This window comes from Bacillus cereus group sp. N11 (assembly GCF_016483605.1).
Classification (GTDB): Bacteria; Bacillota; Bacilli; order Bacillales; family Bacillaceae_G; genus Bacillus_A; species Bacillus_A toyonensis.
This window is the reverse complement of the sequence record NZ_JAEHBN010000017.1, coordinates 64317-90025: the sequence shown is the minus strand read 5'-3', so window position 1 is coordinate 90025 and position 25709 is coordinate 64317. Positions and strand designations below refer to the sequence as shown.

Genomic DNA, 25709 nt, shown 5'->3' with positions numbered 1-25709 from the left:
GGGATATTAACGCAAGTATCAATCTAAAGAATGAAGCGATAAGGCTTCTAACCGCAAGGACTGCGGGGTTAGCCTAAGTAAAGAGTTCGATAGAACTCTTTACTTAGGAATCCCCCACTTCTAAACGAAGTGAAAGTGGGGGTAGTTCAACATATACAGAAAATAAAAATATTTAGGCGAAAATCGGAATAATGTTAAACGTGTTAGTATTTTTTATTCCTCTTATTTGGATTATAGGAGGTAATGGGTAGTTTAGATTTAGGGGTACCAGTTTATCACTATCAAAACAAGAAAAGCGAATACTCCAAAACGAAAAAATGAGCTTTTTACTTACCAGTCAGCACAAAATTTCGTTTTGGGAGCACTGTAAAATTTCACGCACCATATGTTTAATATATTTTTATAAATAAGTACGTTTCAAATCTTACTTTAATCGCTAATATTGACTAAGATAAATCTTATAATAAAAAGGCTATGTATTATGAGTTTCATAAGTCGAAAAACAAAGATTGAATTGTCCTCTTTTGGCTAATTGGTCTAATTTCTCCCGCATTTTCCTGAAAATATAAATTGATTATAAAGATTTCATTTTAGAGTTTGATAAAAATAATTTATAAGAAGTAAATATGAAAAAGTTAGAGAATTATCTTAGTTATTAAATAGATTCTGCCTATACTTTAAGTAGAGCCTAATTAATTAAATTTAAATAGTTTATATGTTCATATATAGAATTTTGAAGGGGGTATATTGTAAATGATTCCAACGTCAACATATGTGGCTAAATGGGTATTAGATGACTTAACACTTGCATCAAGACCAAATCAGGGGATCAAACTAAGTACATTTAAAAAGTTAGAGAAACTTTATGTAGAATACAGAGAAATGATTGAGGGAGATACTAGCTTTGAAATCACACATTATCTGCTAGAGTTTATCAATCCACATAATTTTTTTGTAGTAAGAGAAGGTTACTATATATTTGATAATAAAACGATGAAATTTATTAAAGTATCGGATGATATTCATTTTTCAAATCAAAGCTTAGCGTATTGTAATAATGGAGTTTCAGTGGATTTAATAAACGGAAAAATGCATTTTTTAGAAGGGCATTATTATAAAGTTAAGACCTCATATGTTGATTTATTAAAAGGAGAAACTATCCCTGTAATGGTACTAAGTCATTTGGATAATAATGTTGGAGTATCAGTTCCTTTGAAAATGTTTAATGAGGAAAGAACTTTTAAAATTTCAGAGAGTTATATAGTTGATCTTACCTCTAAGAATTGTAACAACGATAGTGAATTTAACCAAAAGGGAAACATAATACGATTTCTAAAACCTTCCATTGTGTAGTTAAGGATATATGGTAATTAAATTCATAATGGGTTCAAGAGGGTGAAAAAGGTGCCATTTTAAATGTATTCAGTCTTTCGCGGTAAAGTAATTATAAAGGATGAATATAAAGTGTTGGTTGAATTAATAAATACAGGAAGCTGGGAAGAAGAGAATGATTATTATACAAATTTAAAAGATAATAAATGGTCATTTATAGCCAATCTAAAGAACTACAGAGATCCAGAACATAACGTGGCACCTATCACATTATTTATGAATGTAATTTTAAAGGAAGTAGCAGAACATATTATAAGGCTGGAAGTTTGGTATGGTGAGGCTGATGGACTGAAAGAATACTTTTTATAAATAATGAATTTAAAAAGAAGCTATAGCAGTAATGAAATATTGCTGCTTTTTTATTTCTAAATACACTAAAATTATTGTTGTTGGGTTTATGTATATTCATTTATAATAGAATATGGAAAATTTTACACTGCAATAATAAAGATTTTTATTATACAAGAGCTGAGAGCAGCTCTTTTTATTTTGCTCAGGGGGAGTGTGAAAGAAAAAAGTTTATGTTAGTGGTAAAGTTAAATGATCTAATAGAAAATAAAAAATTACAATTAGTAGAACTGGTAAATAAACATGGTTTTAGTCATACGAAAGTCCTTCATTTAAGTCAGGAAATTGATAAATTAATTAATAAATATATGATTATAAAAAAAGAAACCCTATAATAGTAGGGTTCAAAGGGAATAGATACATAAAATAAATAAAGAGAATAATTTAATTATATAAGAAATTTGATACTGTAATATTGAGAAAGTGTAAAACCTTAATTAAATATTTTCGTTTGAAAAGTGATGTGATTACTATTTTAAAATTAAGAACAGATTTAATAGAGAAAGCAGTTAAACTAACTCATATAAAAGAAAACACCAATGTTAGTGAACAGGTAGTCAATACTGCATTTAATTTATATGAAGAGTTACAAAAAATACTTGAAACTTTTTTACACAAAAAATTTTTATTAGAAAGATCTAATTGACGTTCGTCTAGAATGAGGGGGTTTGACAAATCTATAGATTCAAATGTTTAGGAGACTAGATGAATTTGTGATATATTTTTAAATTAGTGCACAAGTACAAAATCACAAAAAGATCACCTGTTAAATTTTATAGGTGGTCTTTTAATGTTTATTAAATAATCTTTTTATTAAAATAGTGCAGAGGTTTTATACTTTTTTTCAATAGATAAAACTACATGAAAATAAAAAAATAAGTAAAAAAGTGGAGAATTATTTGTCTAAATATATAGAATTTTTAACAAAATTTCATAATTATGTTATATAATGATGTTAACAAACCATATTTTAGGCATTACCCCGATTGTGTAGAATAAATAATTTGTTTTGATGAGCTAAAATATTTAGCTAAAAGAACTTGTAGCGGGGCCTACTACAAGTTCTTTTATTTTTTTAGTAAAGCAAAATAAGAAAAAAGGAGGGAATACAAGTATGACAAGAAATTTTAAGAAAGCAGCACTTAATTCGTTAGATGGGAAATGGGGAGTAGGTATAGGAGTATCAGCTTTATTCTATTTTGTACCAACCTTAAGTGCATCAGCAATCGCCACTTTCATGTATTTAATATTTGCACTGTTTATCGGGATAATTGGCCCGGATGTGTTATTTATTTATTCAATTGGTGGGGAACCACAAGTAGATCCAACAGCACTTGCTGTACTTATTCTAAGTTATATTGGTTTAGGTGGGGTTTGTTTCCTAATTTATAGTCTCATACAAGGTATCTTCAATTATGGATATTCTGTTTTTACTTTACACTTAGGGAAAAAAGAAGATGCTAAGGTGGACGATGTATTTTCGGGATTTAAAAAGAAGAATTTGTTTAAATCAATGAAATTGGGGCTACTGCAAGCTATTTTTCTTTTTTTATGGAGTCTCTTATTAATTATTCCAGGTATTATTAAATATTTTTCTTATTCCATGTCGTATTACATATTAGTAGAGAATCCTGATTATACAGCAAGTGAAGCTTTGAGAGAAAGTAAAAGAATAATGAAAGGACAAAAGCTAAAGTTATTTGTTCTTTGGTTATCATTTATTGGTTGGTTTTTATTAGCTGCATTTATCGGAATGTTTACATTTAATCTATCATTTATTTTTATTTCTCCTTATTACAACACAACTGTCTCACATTTTTACTTAAATTTAATTAAAAAACAGGATATTGGAGAAGCGAAGGTAAGTATATAAATAGGAAAAAAGTATGTATAAGGAAAGTGAATACTATCTTGATAGTGGTTATGCAATTAAGCATATCTATTTTTAAGTATTATATTAAAAGAGTTAAGCTGCTAGATACATGATATTTATTATGATTTGAGCAAGGATACCGCAAACATGTTGCGAGTTGGAGGAAATAGTGGCGGTTACCCCAATACAGTAAGATTAAATAATAGAAAAGCACCTCTCTAGCAAAGAAGAGGTGCTTTTCTATTATATAACTTTTTTTATTTTTTGCGGTGATTGTTTCGTTTGAGTAATGATATTCTCTTTTCGTAATTCTTTAAAGAGCGACGTGACCATAAGAACGACTACAAGAGAGAATGGTAAAGCTGCTATGATCGCTGCAATTTGCAGTGCATTTAACCCACCAGCTTGCAAGAGAATGGCTGCAATAGCTGCAATTGTTAATCCCCAAATAAGCTTCAAACTGTTTTTCGGTGATAAGTTACCATTGCTTGTTTGCATAGCAACAACAAATGTTGCGGAGTCAGCAGAGGTAACGAAGAATGTTGCGACTAAAATTAGTCCAATAATGGTCAAAAATGTTGAGAATGGTAAATGCGAAATGACAGCGAATAAACCAATTTCGGTACCATTTTTCGCAATTTCATCAGCAATTCCAAGTGATTGGAACATTTCCATATGAATAGCTGTACCGCCAAAGACAGCGAACCAAAATGTACAAATGAATGTTGGGATTAATACGACGCCGATAATGAATTCACGAATTGTACGTCCCCGAGAAACACGGGCAATGAATGTACCGACGAATGGAGACCAAGAAATCCACCAACCCCAGTAAAAAATAGTCCAATTTTCAATCCAAGAAGAGGATTCTTTGCTAAAAGCACCTAAATTTAATCCCATGCTTGGTAATGCTCCAATATAAGAGCCTAGTGTGGAAGTAAAATACTTCATGATAAAGATAGTTGGCCCTAAAATTAAAAAGGAAACGAGTAATATTCCAGCGAGGGAGAAGTTTAAGTTACTCAAATATTTAATCCCACGATCTAAGCCAGTTTGTGCACTTGTTAGATAGAGTACAGTAAAAATTGCAATAAGTATGAGTTGAGTACCAATTGTATTATTAATAGAAGGGAATAAATAGCTTAATCCTCCAGCGATTTGTTGTGCACCAATGCCTACGGATGGTACGATTCCAAATACAGTTGCTAAAACAGCCAAAATATCTACTGTTTTTCCAATAGGAGAATGTTTCGATCGATTAAATAGTGGAGTAACTGTAGCGCCAATTGTACTACCTTTTTGTTTTCGGAATGTAAAATATGCAATTGTTAGAGCGACCATTGCATAAAGTGACCAAGGGAAGAGACCCCAGTGGAAAAATGAATATTGCATAGCAAGTTTTGCGCTTTCCTCAGTTCCAGGTTCACCGGTAAGCGGTGCTCCAAAGTGTGAAATGGGTTCAGTAATTCCATAAAAGAGAAGTCCGATGCCCATTCCTGCTCCAAATAGCATGGAAAGCCAAGAGAGGTAACTATATTGCGGTTTTTCATCATCTTTACCAAGACGAATGGAGCCATACTGTGAAAATGCTAAATAACCAGCTAAAATAATCATTGTGGTCATAAGTAGAGAGTAAAACCATCCAAACTTATTGAGAATAAATGCGTTTAAAGAAGAGGTAACACTTTGTAAATCATAGCTTTGTATCCAACTTGCTGGAATTATACCCCATATAATAAATAAGGTTGTAAGCAAGATGGAGATATAGAATACACTGTTTTCTTTTTTTATCATAGAATCCCACCTTTTATTTAATAAAGTTAAAAATTATATTAATAATAACAATGATAGGGTTAATTGTCAAAAAATTCGTTTTTCATAGGTGATATTGGGTACAGCCAACGTACTAACATAAAACCCACGTTAAGAATTGTTTGCACTGTAAAAATACTGTACATTTTTGTTACAATGCTTTGCTTGAATCGCCTACTGGGGTAGCACCACATGCCAATTAAGCTAATAATTTAAGGTACACCCTAAATAGAAAAAATTTTTTATAGCACAAAATTTCATTTTTGGCTTTTTTGGGGTAACCTGTTCTGTTAGGTTTATAGTAATGTGGTAATACCCCTTTATGGCGAAAGCCTGTTACAATAGTTAAGAATAACTTAGGTACAAATTGATAATGAAATGGGGAAAGAGACTAGATGAAAGCAACCGGAGTAACTAGAAAAGTAGATGAATTAGGGCGTGTAGTAATTCCAAAGGAACTTAGAAATACGCTTGGTATTAAAGAAAAATCACCATTAGAGATTTTTGTAGAAGGGGAAGACATTGTTTTACAGAAGTATCAGCCTGGTGGTGTTTGTGCATTAACAGGAGAAGTGTCAAATCATAACATAGCATTAGCAAATGGTAAGATAACATTAAGTCCAGAAGGTGCAGAATTATTACTAAAAGAAGTAGAACAGTATCTTGTAAAATAAATGCTCCTTTCAAGGGGCTTTTTTTTATAGTAGAAATATAAAATTTCACGTACCATAATGTTTAATAAAAAACTAAATCCCTAATTAATAGTCTACATTTAATCTTATGTTGAATTAATCCGCTAAATAGATCCTGTATTGTTTGTTTTGAGAATATTAGCAAATAATTTAGTACGAGATGCTGAATTATAGGGTAAAAAAGAAAAAGGACGCTTAGCTTTAAAGGTCTAAACGCCAAAATGAATAGATAAAATATAAGTACATAGAGGGGAGAGTGATTCCCCGACTCATTATGATTATATCATAGAATCAGGTTATAAAGAAAAATAAATGATAATTAGGGTTGTTAAGTGGTGGGGAAATTTTGAAGAAACTTACAAAAGTTGAAAATTATAAAGCTATTAACGAGTTGATTCAATTTCTTGATATATCAGCTGAGGAACGTGAAATTGATGAATCACAGAAGCAATATCTTATAGACACTCAGGAGGAAGAACGTTGGCGTAAACATCCAGATTCAAATATACCTTTGGAAATATCATCATGGGGTTGTGTTTACCGTCCAGCATTTATTGATTCAAAGAATTGTATCCGTGAAGGTAGGTTGCTTAATCTGTCATCTAATCAGAAGGGAAGTATTGGCATAAACTTCATACGTGATGGTAAACGCAAGCGGTTATCAGTCATTAAGCTTATGTAGGAAACGTTTTAAAACTAAGGGTGATGAAATAAATACCTGTTTATAGAAGAGGTCCTAAGTTTTATCGTGTTATTCCAGTAGAAGTACAAGAAGATAATGGGGAGTCTAGAGAATGTTCTTGTTTAGCTGATGAAAGAGGCACCGTCTATTCAATGGAAGATGTAAAAACACTGTTCGAGGAAGGAAAAGAATTTTATCATTTTAGCCAATTCATCTCCCACCTACTCACTTAGCGTTCCTTGAGGAAGGAGTCTTCTTGGCTAAAATGATAAAATATAAAAACTACGCTATCTTTTCTGTGGAATCCTAGGAAAAGATGAAGCTTTTATCTCCCAATAATTTAAAAACTTAAACTATAAGAGAAAAAAGAATGAAGTATTCTGATGGTAGTAAATGACTTAGCGGTGTCAATGTATATATGACAAATCCGCCTATAGCTATTTACTTTCTGGAATTTTACAGAATATTAATTTTTTGTGAATTATTATTCTGTAATTAATTAGATTTAATGTATTATTCACACGAAATGACTACCTTTGTGTAATTTATTTGATTTGTAAGACAGTTAGGAATACTAGATTAAAACATAAATACACGTTTTTGATAGATATTTTATAAAGTTGTATTTATATGTGTCATAAAATAACATCTAAATATAATTATAAACAGAGTAAAGGGAGGGCTATGTAAAAAGTAATAAATACAAGTTCATGAACTGTTTTTGCACGTAAACACATGCTAAGGAAATGAAAACTTTTAAATTTATCAAGGGAATGAGAGGGAGATACTATGGGGAATAAATCAAAGCATAAAACCAAAAGAATACTTGTAGCTACTGCAACATTAACTATACTTGCGACTGGAATGATTTCTTCATCGGATGTCTTTGCGGAGCAAAAGGAGCAGCAAAAAAATTTATCGACATCACTGCAAAATGAAAAGTCAGTTAAATCAGAAAATAGAACATTTACAGTCCCAGGAAAAGGGGATGTTGAGGTACTGAAACAACAGGAAAGAAAAAGTATGGCATTTAGTCCATATGAACCAACTGGTTTATATGCAAAGCCAAATGAACAAATAACGATTAATGTAGAAGGTAATCAAGATATTCAGGTATATATTGGAACGTATTCGTATGATGCTTCTTGGAGAGAAGATTCTAAGATAAAATCATTCACATTAAAACCTGGTATAAACACAATCCAATCTCCAAATGGGGGGATGATATATTTTTATAATAAACAACAAGGTGGTACCATTCGAACAACAATCACAACAGGTGGAACGAATACTCCTTTCTTTGAACTAGGCAAGCATACGAAACAAGATTTAATAAACATGCTAGACCAATATCCTAATGCACATGCAGTGGAGCTAAAAGGAGAACGTGTATTAATAACGGCCAGCCCGGCACGTGTTAAGAAATATTTGTTGGGTTCTAATACAGATCCTGTACAACTCTTAAAAAAGATGGATGAAGCTACTCGAATTCAAGACAAAGTAGCTGGATTATCCGAAGAACAAGTAGATAAACATTATGTTCATTACGTAGAGGAAAATCATTCTCCTGATTATTATATGTATGCAACTTCTTATCGAACTGCATATGTAGGAGATGCAATCCAATACGTGTTAGATATTAATAAATTTGTAAAAGATGGCTGGGGTCCATGGCACGAGGCAGGACATTTGAGACAACAATCACCTTGGAAGTTTTATAATATGACAGAAGTACAAAATAATATATACAGCCTTACTGTAGAAAAAGCATTTAATCAACCATCCAACTTAGAGAAAAGTGGAATTTATCCAAAAGCATTTCAATATCTAGAACAAGCGAATAAAAATTATGACGAAATTAGTGATGTTTTTGTAAAACTTGTTATGCTTTGGCAACTACAGTTAGCGTATGGAGAGGATTTCTATCCTAAATTGCATCAATTGTATAGAGACATGCCTTCAGGTGAACTTCCACAAACTGACGAAAATAAAAAACAATTATTTATGATTTCAGCATCAAAAGTAGCCAAACAAAATTTGATTCCTTTCTTTGAGAAGTGGGGATTACGTCCAAATAACGATACCATTCAAAAAGTAGCTGCATTAGGATATCCAATTTTAACAGCAGAAATTTGGAAGGGGACGGATTCTAATCCAATTAAACCAGATATGCCTAATGGAAATAATATTTTAGAAGGAAAACAGTTTGCATGGTCACTAAAAGGAATTAGTGATTTCGAGTTTGCTAAAATCAATTTCAATAAGCCGACAGAAGAAATGCAAATCGACTTAAAAGCAGGCGTACCGCATCATTATTTTAATGAAACGTATGCGAGTATTAAAGTACAAAATGCATCAGGAAAAGTAGTATACAAGAAAGACGTTTATGGAAACAAACAACAAAATGCTGAATCACAAAAGGTACCAGTCAAAGTAGGAGATTATATCGAGTTAACACATTTAGAAGGTGTGCATAGAGCTACTTTCACAAATGTCGATAATAGTAAACAAGAGAGCTTTGGAAAAAAAGCCATATACGAAGTTACAAAAGAAGGTCTGAAGAAAGTAGAAAAAATGCCAGAAGCAACAATTTTGGATGGAAATCAATTTGCATGGTCGCTAAAAGGAATCAGTGATTTTGAGTTTGCTAAAATCAATTTCAATAAGTCGACAGAAGAAATGCAAGTGGACTTAAAAGCAGGCATACCGCATCATTATTTTAATGAAACATACGCGAGTATTAAAGTACAAAATGCATCGGGGAAAGTAGTATACAATAAAGACATTTATGGAAACAAACAGCAAAATGCTGAATCACAAAAGGTACCAGTCAAAGTAGGAGATTATATCGAGTTAACACATTTAGAAGGTGTGCATAGAGCTACTTTCACAAATGTCGATAATAGTAAACAAGAGAGCTTTGGAAAAAAAGCAATGTACGAAGTTACAAAAGAAGGTCTGAAGAAAGTAGAGAAAATGCCGGAAACAACAGTTTTAGATGGAAATCAATTTAGCTGGTCTTTAAAGGGATATAATGATCGAGAGATCGCAAAAGTAGAGTATAACAAAGCAACAGAAAAAATGCAGATCAAATTAGAAGCCGGTATACCACACTCCTATTTTACTAGTACGTATGCTAGCATTAAAGTTCAAAACTCATCGGGCAATATTTTGTACAATAAAGAAATTGTAGGAAATAGACAACAAGCCGCTGAAATTCAAACTGTTCCAGTAAAAATAGGAGACTATATTGAATTTAACCATATAGAAGGAGAAGCACAAAAGGAAAAGACAAGAGCTTTACTAATTAATCTTGAGAATAGTAAACAGGAATTTATGGGTAAGAAAAGAACATATCAAGTTACTTCTACGGGATTATTAATAAAATAGATTAAAAAGATGTCTAAAAAATATAATTTTTTTTGGACATCTTTTTTATTATAAAAAAAAGAGTTAACTATTGATAATGATGTATGATGAATTCTATAGGCACATTAGATCTTATATATATTTATACCTATTCAAAAAAACAAGTTATAGCTAATGTTCTAAGGATTGACACATCTATTTTTGTTTAATATTTTTATCTAATTTTTCTTTTATTATCATCATGGAAATACGAATTTCATTAATCTCACTATCACTTAGTCCGTTAAACAATTGATTTATTTGTTCATCTGACTGAATATGAATTATATCTAGTAGTTCCTCTCCTTTTTTTGTCAAAAAGAGAAAGTTTTTTCTGCTGTCTTTTATTGAGCTTCTTTTCTCTATTAATCCTTCCTTCTCAAATCTACGTAACATTCTGCTCATATAGCTTCTATCAATATTAAGTTCTTGCACAAGATTATTCGCAATACACTCTGTTCTTTCGCTTATTTCAAATAGTATTCGTGTTTCGGTTAATGAATAATCTGTATCTAGAATCTGGTTATTAAATAAACCAAGTACCTTTGTATAAAAACGGTTGAATTGTCTGATGTCATAAATAATTTTTTTATCCATAGATCCTCCTTTAGTTGACTAAGTCCACATTTAATATTAATATAACTGTACCCTTAAAATGTGGACTTAGTCAATGTTTTAAAGATGCCATTTTCAAAAATCTGTCGCAATCTTTATTAAAACCTAATTGAAGGAGATCGTATATGATTATTCGAAAAATGAAAAAAGAAGACAATGCAAAAGTAAAAGAAATTATACAAGGTTCATTAAAATCACTTGGATTAGCGCTTCCTGGAACAGCTTATTTTGACCCTCAACTTAATGACCTACATCAATATTATAATAATCTAAAACATGCGAACTATTGGGTAGTAGAAATGGAAGGAGAAGTTGTTGGTGGAATTGGTATAGCACCGTTTAACGAACATGATAAAGTTTGCGAATTACAAAAGCTATACTTAAGTCCAAAAGCACAAGGTCTAGGGTTTTCCAAGAAATTAATGGAAACAGCTTTGTCATTTGCCTCTAAACATTATGAAAAGTGCTATTTAGAAACAATGCATGAATTAAAAACTGCATGTCTATTATATGAAAAATTTGGATTTATAATTTTACATGAACCCCTACCAGGTTCTGAACACTCCACTATGAATGCATGGTATATAAAATCTTTTTAAAATTAGGTGTATTAAACGCATCTATTAAAAGGAAAGTATTGAAGGAGCTTTATTTTTACACAAATACAAACATGAATTTCAACTAAGCAATCAATTGCTTCTCTTAAACTGGTTATTTAAAAGTGATGAAAAAAAATCAAATGTAGCGATAAAAGTTTCAATAAATCTACAAAACGTAGTGATAAAACGAAGGAAAAACCATGAAAAATAGGCGTATCATGCAAAGTGTTGATACGCCTTAAAACTACCTTGTTAAACAACATGTGTCGTCGTGTAGTAATAATAATATTTATTTAATTATCTTAGTTTCAGTATTACAAATAATGGATATCTTCCTTTATAAAAAATATATAATTTATTCAATTATTTTTTCGATAACAGGCATAGAAGCAATTGGTGGAATAGAGTGAGTCCATCCCACGGAAAATATATTTAGTTTTTCACCTATACTGTAGTTATCTTTGCTAGTAATAGGGACACGTAAGATTATATTTTGAGAGGCTAATTCCCACCAATTATTTTGATAAGAGAGTGCCTCCACTTTTGTGTTAGTGTCAGCTACAACTAAATAATTATCATCTGCTGAAATAAAATATCCAGTGAAAGGTATCTGTATTCGTATTTGTTCTTCGTTAATAGGAGTAGGGTTACTTATAGAATCTGCCGAAATAGGAGTTAATCCAAAAGCTAATCCACATCCTAGTGTTAAAGTGGTTACCACTGTTACTAATTTTTGTTTTTTGAAAACATAATATAAATCCCCCTTACATTTTATCCGTACACGATCACCTTTCTATTTATATATAGAATGCCTTTTGGTATTCCTAAATCTAACAATTATGTCACAATTGATCCATTGTTTTTTCAATTGGGTATTAATTAAAGATAATATATGTTATATTTCACCAAATTAACTATTAATTGTACCTTCAAAAATAATATATTTCTTCTCATAAACTACGTAAAAACGAGTTAAAATGAATAAATATATCCCATTTTTGTAAGTTGGGAATTAATAGTAAATCATAAGTAATATAAATGTACACAAAAGTGTCGATTCTAATAATCTAGTTTGGCTAAAAAACTTATATCTTAAATAGAAGACTAGATACATTTTGACTAAATATAGATAATTTTTTGTATTTTTTAGTAGTATAATGAGATTATTTAAGAATATAATATTATGTGTATATAGAAATGTTTATCTGTTTTTGGGGTTATTAGGGATTTATTTTATCTATAAAAGGAAATTAAATATTGATGTATAATTAAAAGTTCTGGTGCGAAAAATTTTAGGGGAATTGCAAAAAACCTCTACATCTTGGACATACTGATGCTATTACTCTAAAAAAGTGTGTGATCGGTATGAAAAAGGAAAAATTTTCATATGGAAGTACAATCAACCTACTATTATCTTATTAACGGTAAGATGGTACCCACAGTCCAACCTAAATTTTCTTGATTTGTTGATGCGAATATTCTAGAAAAAGATGGGACAATCTATGACCAAAAAAGAATAGAATATTTAAAATCACATATTATAAATTTTTAGAGGAAGCATCCGTAGCGGATGCTTTTTTCTTTGCTATATAAAATTTATATAATAAATAAGAAATTAACTAAGCAGACAATTGAACCCCGCAACTTAAACCCATACTCATATCTCACAAATTGATTCATAACTAAAATAAATAAACAAACATTTGTTTATTTTTACATAAATGATTTCTTCATTTATAAATTTCTTAGCGTACAAATTCATAAAAATGATATGGTGATCCCAATTAGGATGACGTTCTTTTTAAAGTACTGTTATATCTGAGTTTAGGTGATTAGTTATAACTGTCTAGAAGTTTTTTTATGAGAACATAGTGTGTTAATATTTCGACATTTTTAAATATTTTATGTGTTTTTTAAAATAAATGTATTAAAATCTGTTTTTTCTCATACATTCATTTGATTATTCTTCTTTTTAATTGAATTGAAATGTATCCATTTTCTTATATAAATGAGTATATTTATGTTAAATTGTGTAAATATGTGTAAATAGATAATATGAATATGTAAGTAATATCTATTACTTACATATTCATATTTTAAGTATCTAGAAATATAGCGGAGGGATATTATGAAAAGGTGATAGAAACGAAAAACACAAAATTTAGTGATGGTAACCGCTAACAGTGTAGAGCTAAAATGGAATCCTTCTACAGATAATGTAGGTATAAAAGAATATCAGGTATTACGTGATGGAAAATGGATTCAAACGGTACAAGGAGTAACATTTACTGATCAGAACTTAACAGCTAGTAAGGAATATAAATATACAGTGAAGGCTGTAGATGCAGCTGGAAATACATCAATTCAAAGTAACATTCTTCCGGTAAAAACAAAAGATCAAAATGTATCTTATGAAAAATGGGATCCGAAGAAGGCATATACAAAGGGAGATAAAGTAGAACATCAAGGGAAGGTGTATGAAGCTGTTCAAAATCATCAAGGAAAGGGTGACCCGAATTGGCTATTTGTTTTATCGTTATGGAGCCCGCTTATTTTAAATTTTTAAGTTGATGGCATGGGAATTATTATATATAAATGAGAATCATGCAACAGTCAAAAGTCAAAAACAAAAAAGGAGAAATTATTTTGAGAAGGATTTCATCTTTATTATTAACTATGCCTATTATTTTAGGAAGTATTGCTACGATTCCGCATACAAAGGTTTCAGCTGAAACAATGTCATTCAATCAAGAAACATTCACTTTAGAAACATTGAATCAACAGACAGATCAAGCCATTGCAAATGGTAATTTTGAAGCCCATTTGAAAAATCTCACAGCATATTTAAATGGAAATGTTGGGGGTATGACTGAAGAAAACTTGAAAAAGAAGCTTGCAGATCCAGTATTTGCAGCAGCTTTGGCTCAGTGGCAATTTATATCACAATCAGGTGCTACAACAATGGATGCATTTGCAAAAAAAGATGCTGACCATCAGAAATTTCTTAGCTGGGCTATGAAAAATACAAGCGTGTTGAATACCTATCTTGAAGGTGGTCGTCCAACGGGAAAAAATCCTGTAAATGCACTTGAGATATGGAATACAATCTGGAATGCGGATGCAGATTCTCACGAAGGGTTGTATTTGAAATTAGCGGTAGCTACATCGTTAGCTCATGCTGAACCTATAAAATATTGGACAAACAATCAGCCTATTAATCCATTAACAAGGTACCAACATTATAAATCAGCAGATCAAAATAATGAGTTACTTCCTTGCTTTAGAACATATGATGTTTGGCATTTAAGATTAGTAGTGAATACTTGGTCACCAGAAGAAGATTTAACTTGGGCAAGAAATATGATTAATACGGAACATCCAGAACTTAAAAACCAAGATAAGGTAGGGGAAAGTGCATATTTGATTGATTATGTAACCCATAACAAAGATGGAGTTAGCATTCAAGCTGGAAATGATGCATTCTACGGTTTAGGTTGGAATCTTTCTTCCATTTATAGATTTGGCGGGGTATGCGGTAATATTTCGAAGTTTGGTACGCAAGTAAGCCAAGCATTTGGAGTGGCAGCTATGCCTGTTGGACAACCTGGACATTGTGCACTTATATGGAATAACAAGCCATCTTCTTGGAATTTAGGATATGATATATCTGGATGGGGTCAGTCGAGCCGTCATGATGCAACTGTTATTCCTTGGTCAGATAATAGCCCGACAAATCAAGTGCCATATATGCTACTATTTGAAAATGCTGAACGTGACCCAGTAAAACTAGATCAATCAGAGCGATTACGCTGGTTAGCGAAAGCGATGACTTCAACAGATAATAAAATTGCAATTTATAAAATATCCACCAATATTTTACCAATCAATTTTTTAGTATGGAATGATTACGTTTCCCTTATGTTACAAAATCCAAATGTAACAGATGCTGAGTGGAAAGAATTAAATAACAGTATCATTTCCGTCTTTGCGAATGAACCGCGACCGATGATGGATCTTATTACTCAAATAAAAGACCATGTACCAATTAGAGATGGTATCTTAGAAGGAGACCAATTTGCATGGTCACTGAAAGGAATTGGCGATTTTGAATTTGCGAAAGTAAATTTAAATAAATCAACAGAAGAAATGCAAATTGATCTAAAAGCAGGTGTACCACATAACTACTTTGATAGTACATATGCAAGTATTAAAGTGCAAAACACATCAGGTAAAGTGGTATATAACAAAGAGGTTTATGGGAATAAACAGCAAAATGCTGAAACACAAAAAGTTCCAGTAAAGATCGGCGATTTTATTGAACTTACACATCTAGAAGGCAGAGAGAGGGCAACATTAATAAATTTAGAGAATAATAAACGTGAAAACTTTGATAAAAAAGCAATTTATGAAGTTACAAAGGAAGGCTTAAAGAAAGTAAATCAAATTGTTAATCCGAAACCAGATACGGAAGCTCCCACACAGCCACAAGGATTATATGCAAGCAACCTTACTTCTAACAGTGTAGAGCTAAAATGGAATCCTTCTACAGATAATGTAGGTGTAAAAGAATATCAGGTATTACGTGATGGACAATTGATTCAAACGGTACAAGGAACGACGTTTACTGATCAAAACTTAACAGTTAATAAGGAATATAAATATGCAGTGAAGGCCGTAGATGCAGCTGGAAATACATCAATTCAAAGTAACATTCTTCCGGTAAAAACAAAAGATCAAAATACATCTTATGAGAAATGGGATCCAAAGAAGGCGTATACAAAGGGAGACAAAGTAGAACATCAAGGGAAAGTGTATGAAGCTATTCAAAATCATCAAGGAAATGGTGACCCAAATTGGATATTCGCTTTGGCATTATGGAATCCACTGAAATAGGGGGCTGATGGCATTCCACAAAACTTAAGAACGGAGACAAAATAAATTGATGGACATGTATGGTGACCCAATTTAGAGTATTTAATGAATCGGTGTTTTTTTAAAATGTATTATTGTAACAATTACACCATCTAAAATTAAAATACAAGTTTATGCCATAATTCACGAATAAACAAATTTCAGATTCCTAAGAAATTACATTTTCTCAATACCTATTTTTTCTATTATTTATATATTTTAGTTAGGTTACGGTAGTAATCTAACTAAAATATATTAAGCAAAGAGTTGAATCTTTAGGAACTTATACCATGCGTAAAACATTTGGATATTGGTTTTGCAAGCAAACAAAAGATATTGATATGTTACAAGAGATATTGAATCATAGTACACCACAAATTACACTAAGATACATTGGTATTAATAAAGAAGAAAAAGATAATGTACTAGATACATTGAGAATCTAATTTAAACTAGATTCTTTTTTATTTATGGAAGCGTCAAATATTCCCCATCTACTATTTGTAAATAACCCATAAGTTAATCTCCTTACATACTACATGTGGATTCTTTTTTGCATAAACAGTTAAATAATGGGGTTATAGAAGTTGTAGCGACATTTCAGTTCACTCATACACATAAGGCGACTAAATCTTTTACTTGATACTTACTGGTCCGTTACACAAAACTAATATTTTTAGCAAAATCTCGTTAGATATAGAAACAGACAGATAAAAAAATGCCATCCTTTCTAATTTAGCTTGTATAGAAAAAATAAAGATTTTCAAGTGATTTTGGGTATTAAAATAGCTTAAGCTAAAGGGCATTTATGATGAAATCACTAACTGGAAGTTAGATTCCCTAGTACTATGATCTAGTTTTACACGTATCTCAACTGAATCTCCCTATTATACAAGCAGAGTGGACTATTATAAAATCAGGTGTATGAAAATATATAATGAGCAAATTTTTTAGAACGCCAATAGAATAGAAACGAAATGATATAGGAGCAGGGTAAAATGAATCGAATTTCAATTTTAATAACTGATGACGAAGCGGAAATTGCTGATTTAATTGCGATACATTTAGAAAAAGAAGGGTATCATGTTGTGAAAGCGGCTGATGGGGAAGAGGCGATTCGAGTTATTCAGTCTCAGTCAATCGACTTAGTTGTGTTAGATATTATGATGCCAAAAATGGATGGATATGAAGTGACAAGGCAGATTCGTGCGAAACATCATATGCCAATCATTTTCTTAAGTGCGAAAACGTCTGATTTTGACAAAGTGACAGGTCTTGTACTAGGCGCGGACGATTATATGACGAAACCTTTCACCCCAATTGAATTAGTTGCGCGTGTAAATGCACAACTACGCCGATTTCTTACGTTAAATCAGCCGAAAGTAGTGGAGAATAAATCCGCTTTAGAAGTAGGCGGAGTTGTTATTGACCGTGAGCAAAGATCAGTAAATGTGTACGGAGAACAAATTGGGTTAACGCCAAAGGAATTTGATATTTTATACTTATTAGCGAGTCATCCGAAGAAAGTGTGCAGTGTGGAAAATATATTTCAGCAAGTATGGGCAGATGATTATTATGAAGGTGGGAATACAGTTATGGTACACATTCGTACGTTGCGGAAGAAGCTTGGGGAAGATAAAAGAAAGAATAAGTTAATAAAAACAGTTTGGGGGGTAGGGTATACTTTCAATGGCTAAAAAGATGAGAGGTTTTCGTTCAGAGATGGTTATGCTATTTGCGTTAAGCATGATATTAGCTGCTGGCGTAACGTATATGATGTATGAGGGATTACGGCTCTATTATAAATTAGCAGTTCGTTATGAGGATCCCTTAGCTCAAGTTCGTTCAATGATAAGGAAAATTGGGGATATTAATTTCTTTTTAATTATACTTATCCCTCTATCCATTATGTTTTTCTTCTTCCTTACTAGACCGTATTTAAAATATTTTGATGAGATTTCTAATGGGATTCATCATCTTGCAAACGGTGATTTTACAAATCAAGTTCGTGTTTCATCCAATGATGAGTTTGGTTATATCGCCCGCGAAATTAATGTAGCGAGTGAGAAATTAAAAGAAGCAGTTGAACGAGGAGATTTTGCGGAAAATAGTAAGGATCAGCTTATTGTTAACTTAGCTCACGATTTAAGAACGCCGTTAACATCCGTTTTAGGTTATTTAGATTTAATTCTTAAAGATGAGAATTTGACGAAGGAACAAACAAAACATTTTTCCACAATTGCTTTTACGAAATCCGAAAGACTGGAAAATTTGATTGATGAATTATTTGAAATTACGAGAATGAATTATGGGATGTTGCAGCTTGAAAAATGGCCGATTGATATAAGTGAATTGATTATACAGTTAGATGAAGAATTGTATCCGTTATTAGAAAAAAAGAAATTAGAGGCGAGATTGAATATGGATCCTCATTTACCTATTAACGGTGACGGGAATTTATTAGCCCGAGTATTTGAAAATCTTTTAACGAATGCGATTCGCTATGGGTATGATGGAAAGTTTGTTGATGTGAACGGATATATTGAGAGTGATCAGGTAGTTGTACAAATTATAAATTACGGAGGTAGCATTCCAGAAGAGGATTTACCGTATCTTTTTGATGTGTTTTATACAGGTGATAAAGCTAGAACGGAGCAGAAAGGTGGTACAGGTCTTGGGTTATTTATTGCAAAAAATATTGTCGAGCAGCATAATGGTACGATTTCTGCTGAAAGCAATGTAATTAGAACAACATTTGAAGTGAGATTGCCAAAAGAGGAGAGCAAAGCAATTTAATAAAAATTTAAACTTTACCCCACTTTTTATTTTAATAGTTTTTTGTATTCTATACGTAAGTTGCGTTAAGGAGGAACTAGAAATGAAAAAGTGGGTATTTATTTTTTTTTTTATATTATGTATAGTCTGCGTAGGCTTTTATATATCACCATTATTTCAAAAGGAGATCGATGTTAAAATTGCAGAAAAAGATGATAAGGAAAAAGCTGCAAATACTAAAAAGATAGAGGTTACAGAAGAACAAATTTATAAAGGGGATTTATTATTAGTTAACAAAGATTATTCAGTTAAGAAAGATAGTGTTAGGTCTGATATTATAAATGTAGCTCAAAATAGTGAATTAGTAAGAGGCTATGGTGTATTGGATAGAAATATTCGCTTATCAAAGGATATTGTGAAAAAGTTTTTGAACGTTATAGATGCGGCAGGAAAAGAAGGTGTTAATTATTTTTTGATTAGTAGTGGCTATCGGGATTTTCAAGAGCAAAGACAGCTATATGAAGAAATGGTCTCTGATTATGCACTCTCACCAGGATATAGTGAACATAATTTAGGGTTATCACTGGACGTTGGATCAACTCAAGATAAAATGGAGAAAGCTCCTGAAGGAAAATGGATTGAAGAAAATGTGTGGAAGCACGGTTTTGTGTTACGCTACCCCAAAAATAAAAGTAACATTACAGGCATTCAATATGAGCCATGGCATATACGTTACGTCGGTTTGCCTCATAGCGCAATCATGCAAGAAAAGAAATTTACTTTAGAAGAATACTTAGATTTCTTGAAGGAAAAAAAGGAGATTTCAACTAATGTTGAGGGGAAAGAGTATAAAGTTTCTTATTATAAATTTTCAAACAATACGACCATTAGTGTCCCGATAAATCAGCATTATGAAATTTCAGGGAACAATATGGACGGAGTAATTGTGACGGTTCATCAATAGTAGTTTATAATTTATAAATTAAGCCGATATCATTAACTTTAAAACATTTGAGTGGTAAGGCTTTTTTATTTTATCTTTAGACATAAAAACTTTATGACGAAGTAGAGAGGATTCTTAAGTTGATGGGCATGCGGCACTATATCATTTCGGAAAAATCGTACGTTTAGACATAATTTTGACACATTTAACCCGTTCCCTGTACGTTAAGGAACGGGTTATTTATTTTATCGATTTTTTATAGGATTTTGGATCAGGCAACGAATAGCAAGCGCTCCAACTCCATACAGCACTGGTACTGTACTCAGCCCTGAGGGCTTAAACAAACGCTTAAATACAAAGGCTTTTTTGTTTTTACAAGGTATTTTTTCTTCATTGTTACAACAAAAATGCTGTGAACAAACACAGACTTTAACATTTAAAATAAATATATTTATGCGTTTCAATAAATTGGAATACCCTCTAAAAAAACTTTAGATAAAGTTTTTTTCTTTCTATCTTATATACCACAGAACTCATTACCGAATGAATGGATTCTTACGAAAATGTAAGGTTACTGTTATATAAATCAATTGCAGTTCATCTCCCAAAAACGCAAAATAGGTAATGGAAAAACAAATGTAGGAGGATATATATGACGAAACCAGTTGTGGACGTGAAAAACGTTCAAAAAGTATATGGTAAAAAAGGTGAGAACCAATCACACGCATTAAAAGGTGTTTCATTCTCAATTCAAGAAGGTGAGTTCGTTGGTATTATGGGACCTTCTGGTTCTGGTAAAACAACATTGTTAAATGTAATTTCAACGCTTGATAAGGCGACAGGCGGCGTTGTTGAAATTGCCGGAACGGATATTACGAAAATGAAGCAAGGTGAGCTTTCTGATTTCCGTTCGCAAAAGTTAGGATTCATTTTCCAAGACTTTAATTTATTAGAGAACTTATCTATTTACGAAAACATCGCACTTCCGCTTTCACTTCAAGGTGTCCCATCACGAAATATTGGACCAAAAGTAGAAAAAGTAGCTGATATGTTAGGCATTTCAGCAATACTTCAAAAGTATCCATCTGAAGTATCTGGTGGACAAAAACAACGTTCAGCAGCAGCGCGCGCTTTAGTCCATGAACCAGCAATTATTTTAGGGGACGAGCCAACAGGAGCTCTTGATTCTAAAAATGCAACGAGTTTACTGGATGCAATGACAAACTTAAATAAAGAGCAAGGCGTATCTATTATGATGGTTACTCATGATCCATATAGTGCAAGTTACTGTCAGCGTATTTTATTCATTCAAGATGGTGAGCTATATAAAGAAATTTATCGCGTTGGTACACGTGAAGAGTTCTATAAAGAAATTTTAGACGTGCTTGCAAACTTAGGTACACAAAAAGCGTAAGGAAGGAAGTTCAATCATGTTATTTAAGCTTTCCATGTCTGGTCTAAAAAGTAAGTTGCAAGACTATATTGTCTTACTTGTTGGTCTTATCGTATCTATTTCTACTTTTTATATGTTTCAAACGTTATCACTAAATAAAGCGTTCCTTGAATCCAATCCACATGCTGATATGGTTGCAATTGCATTCCAAATCGGTTCCTTTTTATTAGCGATTGTAACGTTTTTCTATATTTTATATGCAAATTCTTTCTTATTATCTCTTCGACAAAAAGAATTTGGTATGTACATGATGTTAGGGGCAAAAAAGCATAAAGTTGCCTTACTTATGTTTATCGAAACAATTGTAATAGGTGCCGCATCTCTTGCAATCGGAATCGCAGTTGGTGTAGGGCTTGCAGAAGGTATTGGTCAGTTATTAATGAAGCAGTTGGAATTTTCTGGTGAAGATTATAAAGCATTTTATATTCCATCTATGACTGTTACTTGCCTCTTTTTCTTTGCACTATTTATAGTATCAGCAATTATGAATAGTATGAAATTATCTCGCATTTCTGTATTACAACTTGTACATGCAGATGCAAAAACAGAGCGTATCGCTGTAAAAGGAAAAATGACAGGTGTAGTTGCATTTCTTGGTCTGATTTTGCTAGGTATTGGGTATGCATCACTGATCCATATAGCATATTTACAGGAAAAAGAGCTATTAACCGTACCTAAATTCATGGGTATTGGATTAATCACAGCAACAGTCGGTACTTACATGTTATTTGGATCACTTCTCCCAGTTATGCTCAACAAGATAAAGAGTAATAAAAAACGTCGTGAAAAAGGGCTGAATGCTTTTACTTTTGCACAATTGAATTTCCGAATTAATAGCTTAACACGGGTGCTTGCAACGGTAGCAATCCTAGTGGCTCTTGGCGCTGGTGGGATTGCGTGTGGTATGGCATTTAAAAATAACGTTCTAAAGACGACTGATAAAGAAAAAGTTTACGATTCAGTCGTTCATAATCCAACAGCGGAAGAAAAGAAAATTTTGAGTGGCATCTTATTTCAGGAGAAGTTTGAATATCGCTACAAAGTAGATAATCAGTATGTGTATTATATAAAAGAAGATGTAGAGAAAAATCGTCCTTTAGCACAAGATAGTGACAATAGGAAGATGACGAAAGTTTCAGAAGAATTTCCCAAGGATGCATTTACATTGCCAAAACAACTGTATAAACTGTATAACGATGATACGAAAACAAAACAATGGAAAGAAGCTTTCTTCACAATCCAGCCAACTTATATGTATCCTGATCATGAAATAAAAATTATAGACCAAAGCATATACGATAGTATGAAGTATAAAGAAAATACTGTTTTTATTGGAAAAACAGATTATTTTGGAGCACATTTGAAAGAATGGAAAAAACTTGATGAATTACAGGTAGCGAAATATAAAAATGTGAAAGCGGAAGAATTAGGTAGTACGTATCAAATGTATAATCTGAGTCATAGTATGGCCAGTGGATTCATGTTCATGGGCTTCTTCGTTGGAATTGCGTTCTTAGCAATGATGGCAAGTTGCCTAATGTTTAAAATTCTATCTGGTGCATCGAAAGACAGCACACGTTATCAAATGCTTCGTAAAATCGGTGTCCGCCAGGGGTTATTAACACAATCGATTTATAAAGAGTTATTCTTCATATTCTTAGTACCGGCAATTGTGGGTATTGCTCATATATTAGTTGGTATGAACATGTTCGGTCCGCTTTTGATTGATCCGTATTTCCGAATTTGGTTGCCACTTGTCATTTTCGTAGTGATTTACTTAATTTACTACTTGATTACAGTTCAATTGTATAAAAGAATTGTACTTCCGAAAGAAAAATAGTTTTACAAAACATACAAAATGTTAAACTGGGGTACAGAAACGATTCAAGGAATAACCCGCCACACCTGAAAGTTTCCAATTTGGGCGGGTATTTTTTATTATGTTTTGTCTTGTAGTATTCTATATAAAGCAGCTCTTGAAACATTGGTAATTTCACAAATATGGTCAAAAAAGGACAAACTCTCCAAGGGGGGAAGCCTGTCCAAAGGCAGATATATCTTATCAATGAACTCTTTGGTTTAACAGCATAACGTTCAATACCGTTAGGAATCTTTTACCCTTCTTTCATATTCCACTATTTTTGCAACAGAATCTAAAAAACGGCACCCTTTCTCATTTATATTATTAAGAAAGAATAACGCCTTTTTTAAAAATTCTTAAGTTGATGGGCATGCAGCTGTATCCCAACATTCGTTAGAATAGAAAAGAGGCATCTTTCCGAAGTAGGAGAGATGCCCTATTTTACAACAATTGAAATTCAAGATGAAATTTTTTTCTACCAGAATCCTATAATTTAATTTAGTCTCTGTAATTTAAATTTTTGATTATTACTAGCTGTAAATGGATATACTATAACATTTGTTCCATCCTTAGTACCAGAACCAGTTACATCTAAATACCTAGAGTTTTTCTTATTTTTTAAATAAAAATATCCATTTCCTGCATCTTCAACTATCCAATAATGCTCTTCATAGTATTGGTTAGGTGTAGCAAAAACATTGTTAGAACCTTGATAGTCATTCCAAGCTAATATTAAATTTTGATTTGTTACACTTTTAATTTGATAGGCCTTTTTATTTGAATCATATACTAACTTCCATTTTTGATGATTACCGCCGTTATTGCTCCATAAGGTAACATTATTCGTTGATCGATCCATATCTATAACGCTACTATTATTTAACGCAGAAAATAGTTGATAGGTACCATTCAAATTAGCTCCAGGAATGTTTTCTCCTACTTCTTTATATATGACATAATCCATTCCATTGACCGTTGCTATTACCGCATATTGGTCTTTTAAGTTTAATGGAAGCTGGTCAATCCACATGCTTGCATTTGGTCCTCCGCTCCACATATTATGAGTAGTCCGTTTTGTTAAATTCATAACTTTATAGGACGCATTTGGTGCATTTGCTCCCGTTCTTATTTCAAATGTATAGGCATTGTGTATCGGTTTATAGAAATATTGAACACTTGACGGACGAAGTCGATCTATCAGATCCTGCTCTTCTTTCTCCGCAATTTTCACCGATTCATATAATTTATCAGCATAATTCTTAAGATCTTGCCAGCTATCTTTTGCTGTATTAAGATCTGCTTTTATAAAAGCAAATTCTTCTGGGCTAATGAATGAGATATTTTTTACTAAATTATTATATTTTGCTGCTACAGTATCCCAACTATTAGACATTTTCTGTATAGAAGTAATAGCTGTGTCAATTGTTTCCGCCATATTCGTAGTCTTATTTTTTGCATCAGTTATAATAGCTATTTCTGCTTGTGCCCCAGAAATTTGTGCCTTTAAAATTTCTATTTCTCGCTCAGCAGATGCAATATTACTTTTTGCTGTTGCAATCAGCGGTCCACCAATGATACACGTTATTAACGTCGCGCAAAGTACTGAACCTGCAATAATTTGATCATTGCTTTTTTTGATAGACTCATTATACCCATTAATTCGCTGTTCTAAATACGGAATACCTGCAGTTGTACTAGCTAAAATAGTCGTTAATTGATTTGTATCTTGTTTAAAGTTTTGCGTATCTGCTGTCATTTTAGTTCGGAATGTTTTCAGCTGTTCCAATAGCTCGTTAACTTCACTTTTATTAGTCAATATACTTTGATACAATTTATCGAGCTCAGTTTTCAATTTTTCAGTATCTTTTTGATCTATTGCATCTAGTAAAATACTATAGTGTGTTTGAAATGTATCATTATAATTTACAATGTTTTGATTCGTATTCATAATACGTGGTTTAAGATTATCTAACCAATAGGTCGCGTTTTTTTTTGCATCGTCCTGGTGCTTCAACATGTTTGCTCGTAAATAACTATTAAGAGAACTTATACCACTAAGGTCTGTCTCTTGTTGATTGCGTATTGTTTTGGCATATGAATCCATAACAAGTACATTAGACATTGCTGGTGCTAGTACATCTTGAAAGCCCTCAGGACCAAGTGAATAATTATGAATGGTTTCTTGCGATATAGTTGTATGGACTTTTTGTTCTGCCGCGAAAGTATGAAGTGGTACTATATTACTTGTTACCATTCCAGCAATCATCATTGATAATAGGAATTTCTTGTACAATTTCTTATTCATATTATCCCACCTACGCTTTTTAAGAATTCGTATCTTTTAG

Annotated in this window: 17 protein-coding genes and 6 pseudogenes; 18 read left to right on the top strand and 5 right to left on the bottom strand. The window is 32.1% G+C overall.

What is annotated here, in order from left to right; genetic code table 11:
• Positions 1 to 753: 753 nt before the first annotated feature.
• The 4 genes and pseudogenes from JDS98_RS23910 (at position 754) to JDS98_RS23895 (ending at position 3613) form a co-directional block, all read left to right on the top strand.
• A complete protein-coding gene (locus JDS98_RS23910) occupies positions 754 to 1353 on the top strand; it encodes a hypothetical protein (RefSeq protein WP_199634419.1) in 600 nt (199 codons plus the stop codon).
• 63 nt (positions 1354 to 1416) lie between these two features.
• Positions 1417 to 1727, top strand: a pseudogene (locus tag JDS98_RS23905) (hypothetical protein).
• Positions 1728 to 1913: 186 nt separating this feature from the next.
• Positions 1914 to 2075: an aspartyl-phosphate phosphatase Spo0E family protein gene (locus JDS98_RS30800; protein WP_199634417.1), complete on the top strand. Its 162-nt coding sequence runs from the start codon at positions 1914 to 1916 to the stop codon at positions 2073 to 2075.
• A 779-nt stretch (positions 2076 to 2854) separates the two neighbouring features.
• On the top strand, positions 2855 to 3613 hold the full coding sequence (locus JDS98_RS23895; protein ID WP_199634416.1) for a DUF975 family protein: 759 nt from the start codon (positions 2855 to 2857) through the stop codon (positions 3611 to 3613).
• 243 nt (positions 3614 to 3856) lie between these two features.
• On the opposite strand, the gene opuD is transcribed toward JDS98_RS23895, so the two are convergent.
• Positions 3857 to 5407: a glycine betaine transporter OpuD gene (gene opuD / locus JDS98_RS23890; protein WP_199634415.1), complete on the bottom strand. Its 1551-nt coding sequence runs from the start codon at positions 5405 to 5407 to the stop codon at positions 3857 to 3859.
• Positions 5408 to 5820: 413 nt separating this feature from the next.
• Between opuD and JDS98_RS23885 the strand changes: the two genes are divergently transcribed.
• The 3 genes from JDS98_RS23885 (at position 5821) to JDS98_RS23875 (ending at position 10189) form a co-directional block, all read left to right on the top strand.
• Positions 5821 to 6099, top strand: coding sequence for an AbrB/MazE/SpoVT family DNA-binding domain-containing protein (locus tag JDS98_RS23885; protein ID WP_061530086.1), 279 nt, complete (start codon positions 5821 to 5823; stop codon positions 6097 to 6099).
• A gap of 364 nt (positions 6100 to 6463) precedes the next feature.
• Positions 6464 to 6799: a hypothetical protein gene (locus tag JDS98_RS23880; RefSeq protein ID WP_199634414.1), complete on the top strand. Its 336-nt coding sequence runs from the start codon at positions 6464 to 6466 to the stop codon at positions 6797 to 6799.
• 789 nt (positions 6800 to 7588) lie between these two features.
• Positions 7589 to 10189 carry a putative mucin/carbohydrate-binding domain-containing protein gene (locus JDS98_RS23875; RefSeq protein WP_199634413.1) on the top strand — a complete coding sequence of 867 codons (2601 nt, stop codon included), beginning with the start codon at positions 7589 to 7591 and terminating at the stop codon, positions 10187 to 10189.
• Between the two features lie 174 nt (positions 10190 to 10363).
• Here the strand turns inward: JDS98_RS23875 and JDS98_RS23870 are convergent, their stop codons facing one another.
• Complete coding sequence (locus JDS98_RS23870) at positions 10364 to 10804, bottom strand: MarR family winged helix-turn-helix transcriptional regulator (protein ID WP_199634412.1); 441 nt, start codon at positions 10802 to 10804, stop codon at positions 10364 to 10366.
• Positions 10805 to 10947: 143 nt separating this feature from the next.
• Here JDS98_RS23870 and JDS98_RS23865 point away from each other — a divergent pair, with 143 nt between their 5' ends.
• On the top strand, positions 10948 to 11421 hold the full coding sequence (locus tag JDS98_RS23865; protein WP_097959819.1) for a GNAT family N-acetyltransferase: 474 nt from the start codon (positions 10948 to 10950) through the stop codon (positions 11419 to 11421).
• 355 nt (positions 11422 to 11776) lie between these two features.
• Here JDS98_RS23865 and JDS98_RS23860 read toward each other — a convergent pair whose 3' ends face one another.
• Positions 11777 to 12142: a DUF3221 domain-containing protein gene (locus JDS98_RS23860; protein WP_223268709.1), complete on the bottom strand. Its 366-nt coding sequence runs from the start codon at positions 12140 to 12142 to the stop codon at positions 11777 to 11779.
• 1449 nt (positions 12143 to 13591) lie between these two features.
• On the opposite strand from JDS98_RS23860, the pseudogene JDS98_RS23855 reads away from it, so the two are divergent.
• The 10 genes and pseudogenes from JDS98_RS23855 to JDS98_RS30370 all read left to right on the top strand — a co-directional run.
• Positions 13592 to 13987 (top strand): annotated as a pseudogene (locus JDS98_RS23855) (carbohydrate-binding protein); the annotation flags it as partial.
• An 80-nt stretch (positions 13988 to 14067) separates the two neighbouring features.
• Entirely contained in the window at positions 14068 to 16314 is a 2247-nt protein-coding gene (locus JDS98_RS23850) for a putative mucin/carbohydrate-binding domain-containing protein (protein ID WP_199634411.1), read from the top strand.
• Between the two features lie 284 nt (positions 16315 to 16598).
• Positions 16599 to 16778: pseudogene (locus JDS98_RS23845) on the top strand (tyrosine-type recombinase/integrase); the annotation flags it as partial.
• A 552-nt stretch (positions 16779 to 17330) separates the two neighbouring features.
• Positions 17331 to 18029 carry a response regulator transcription factor gene (locus tag JDS98_RS23840; protein ID WP_097958911.1) on the top strand — a complete coding sequence of 233 codons (699 nt, stop codon included), beginning with the start codon at positions 17331 to 17333 and terminating at the stop codon, positions 18027 to 18029.
• Complete coding sequence (locus tag JDS98_RS23835; protein ID WP_199634410.1) at positions 18022 to 19128, top strand: sensor histidine kinase; 1107 nt, start codon at positions 18022 to 18024, stop codon at positions 19126 to 19128. Before JDS98_RS23840 ends, JDS98_RS23835 begins: the two co-directional genes overlap by 8 nt.
• Positions 19129 to 19210: 82 nt before the next feature.
• On the top strand, positions 19211 to 20071 hold the full coding sequence (locus JDS98_RS23830) for a M15 family metallopeptidase (protein WP_199634409.1): 861 nt from the start codon (positions 19211 to 19213) through the stop codon (positions 20069 to 20071).
• A 237-nt stretch (positions 20072 to 20308) separates the two neighbouring features.
• Positions 20309 to 20473 (top strand): annotated as a pseudogene (locus tag JDS98_RS30795) (IS4 family transposase); the annotation flags it as partial.
• A 229-nt stretch (positions 20474 to 20702) separates the two neighbouring features.
• Entirely contained in the window at positions 20703 to 21464 is a 762-nt protein-coding gene (locus JDS98_RS23825; protein ID WP_097958906.1) for an ABC transporter ATP-binding protein, read from the top strand.
• 16 nt (positions 21465 to 21480) lie between these two features.
• Complete coding sequence (locus JDS98_RS23820) at positions 21481 to 23343, top strand: FtsX-like permease family protein (protein WP_199634408.1); 1863 nt, start codon at positions 21481 to 21483, stop codon at positions 23341 to 23343.
• Positions 23344 to 23504: 161 nt separating this feature from the next.
• Positions 23505 to 23594, top strand: a pseudogene (locus JDS98_RS30370) (IS6 family transposase); the annotation flags it as partial.
• 263 nt (positions 23595 to 23857) lie between these two features.
• On the opposite strand, the gene JDS98_RS30365 reads toward JDS98_RS30370, so the two are convergent.
• Positions 23858 to 24223 (bottom strand): RICIN domain-containing protein, encoded by a 366-nt coding sequence (locus tag JDS98_RS30365; protein WP_223268712.1) that lies wholly within the window; start codon positions 24221 to 24223, stop codon positions 23858 to 23860.
• A 369-nt stretch (positions 24224 to 24592) separates the two neighbouring features.
• Positions 24593 to 25669 (bottom strand): annotated as a pseudogene (gene nheC / locus JDS98_RS30360) (non-hemolytic enterotoxin subunit C); the annotation flags it as partial.
• Between the last annotated feature and the right edge of the window lie 40 nt (positions 25670 to 25709).

Bases quoted from the DNA above. Each gene is read 5' to 3' on its own strand.
- JDS98_RS23910 (WP_199634419.1), top strand. From the start codon at position 754: ATGATTCCAACGTCAACATATGTGGCTAAATGGGTATTAGATGACTTA.
- opuD (WP_199634415.1), bottom strand. From the start codon at position 5,407: ATGATAAAAAAAGAAAACAGTGTATTCTATATCTCCATCTTGCTTACA.
- JDS98_RS23830 (WP_199634409.1), top strand. From the start codon at position 19,211: ATGAAAAAGTGGGTATTTATTTTTTTTTTTATATTATGTATAGTCTGC.
- JDS98_RS23895 (WP_199634416.1), top strand. From the start codon at position 2,855: ATGACAAGAAATTTTAAGAAAGCAGCACTTAATTCGTTAGATGGGAAA.
- JDS98_RS23870 (WP_199634412.1), bottom strand. From the start codon at position 10,804: ATGGATAAAAAAATTATTTATGACATCAGACAATTCAACCGTTTTTAT.
- JDS98_RS30365 (WP_223268712.1), bottom strand. From the start codon at position 24,223: ATGGATCGATCAACGAATAATGTTACCTTATGGAGCAATAACGGCGGT.
- JDS98_RS23885 (WP_061530086.1), top strand. From the start codon at position 5,821: ATGAAAGCAACCGGAGTAACTAGAAAAGTAGATGAATTAGGGCGTGTA.
- JDS98_RS23840 (WP_097958911.1), top strand. From the start codon at position 17,331: ATGAATCGAATTTCAATTTTAATAACTGATGACGAAGCGGAAATTGCT.
- JDS98_RS23875 (WP_199634413.1), top strand. From the start codon at position 7,589: ATGGGGAATAAATCAAAGCATAAAACCAAAAGAATACTTGTAGCTACT.
- JDS98_RS23820 (WP_199634408.1), top strand. From the start codon at position 21,481: ATGTTATTTAAGCTTTCCATGTCTGGTCTAAAAAGTAAGTTGCAAGAC.
- JDS98_RS23865 (WP_097959819.1), top strand. From the start codon at position 10,948: ATGATTATTCGAAAAATGAAAAAAGAAGACAATGCAAAAGTAAAAGAA.
- JDS98_RS23825 (WP_097958906.1), top strand. From the start codon at position 20,703: ATGACGAAACCAGTTGTGGACGTGAAAAACGTTCAAAAAGTATATGGT.
- JDS98_RS30800 (WP_199634417.1), top strand. From the start codon at position 1,914: ATGTTAGTGGTAAAGTTAAATGATCTAATAGAAAATAAAAAATTACAA.
- JDS98_RS23835 (WP_199634410.1), top strand. From the start codon at position 18,022: ATGGCTAAAAAGATGAGAGGTTTTCGTTCAGAGATGGTTATGCTATTT.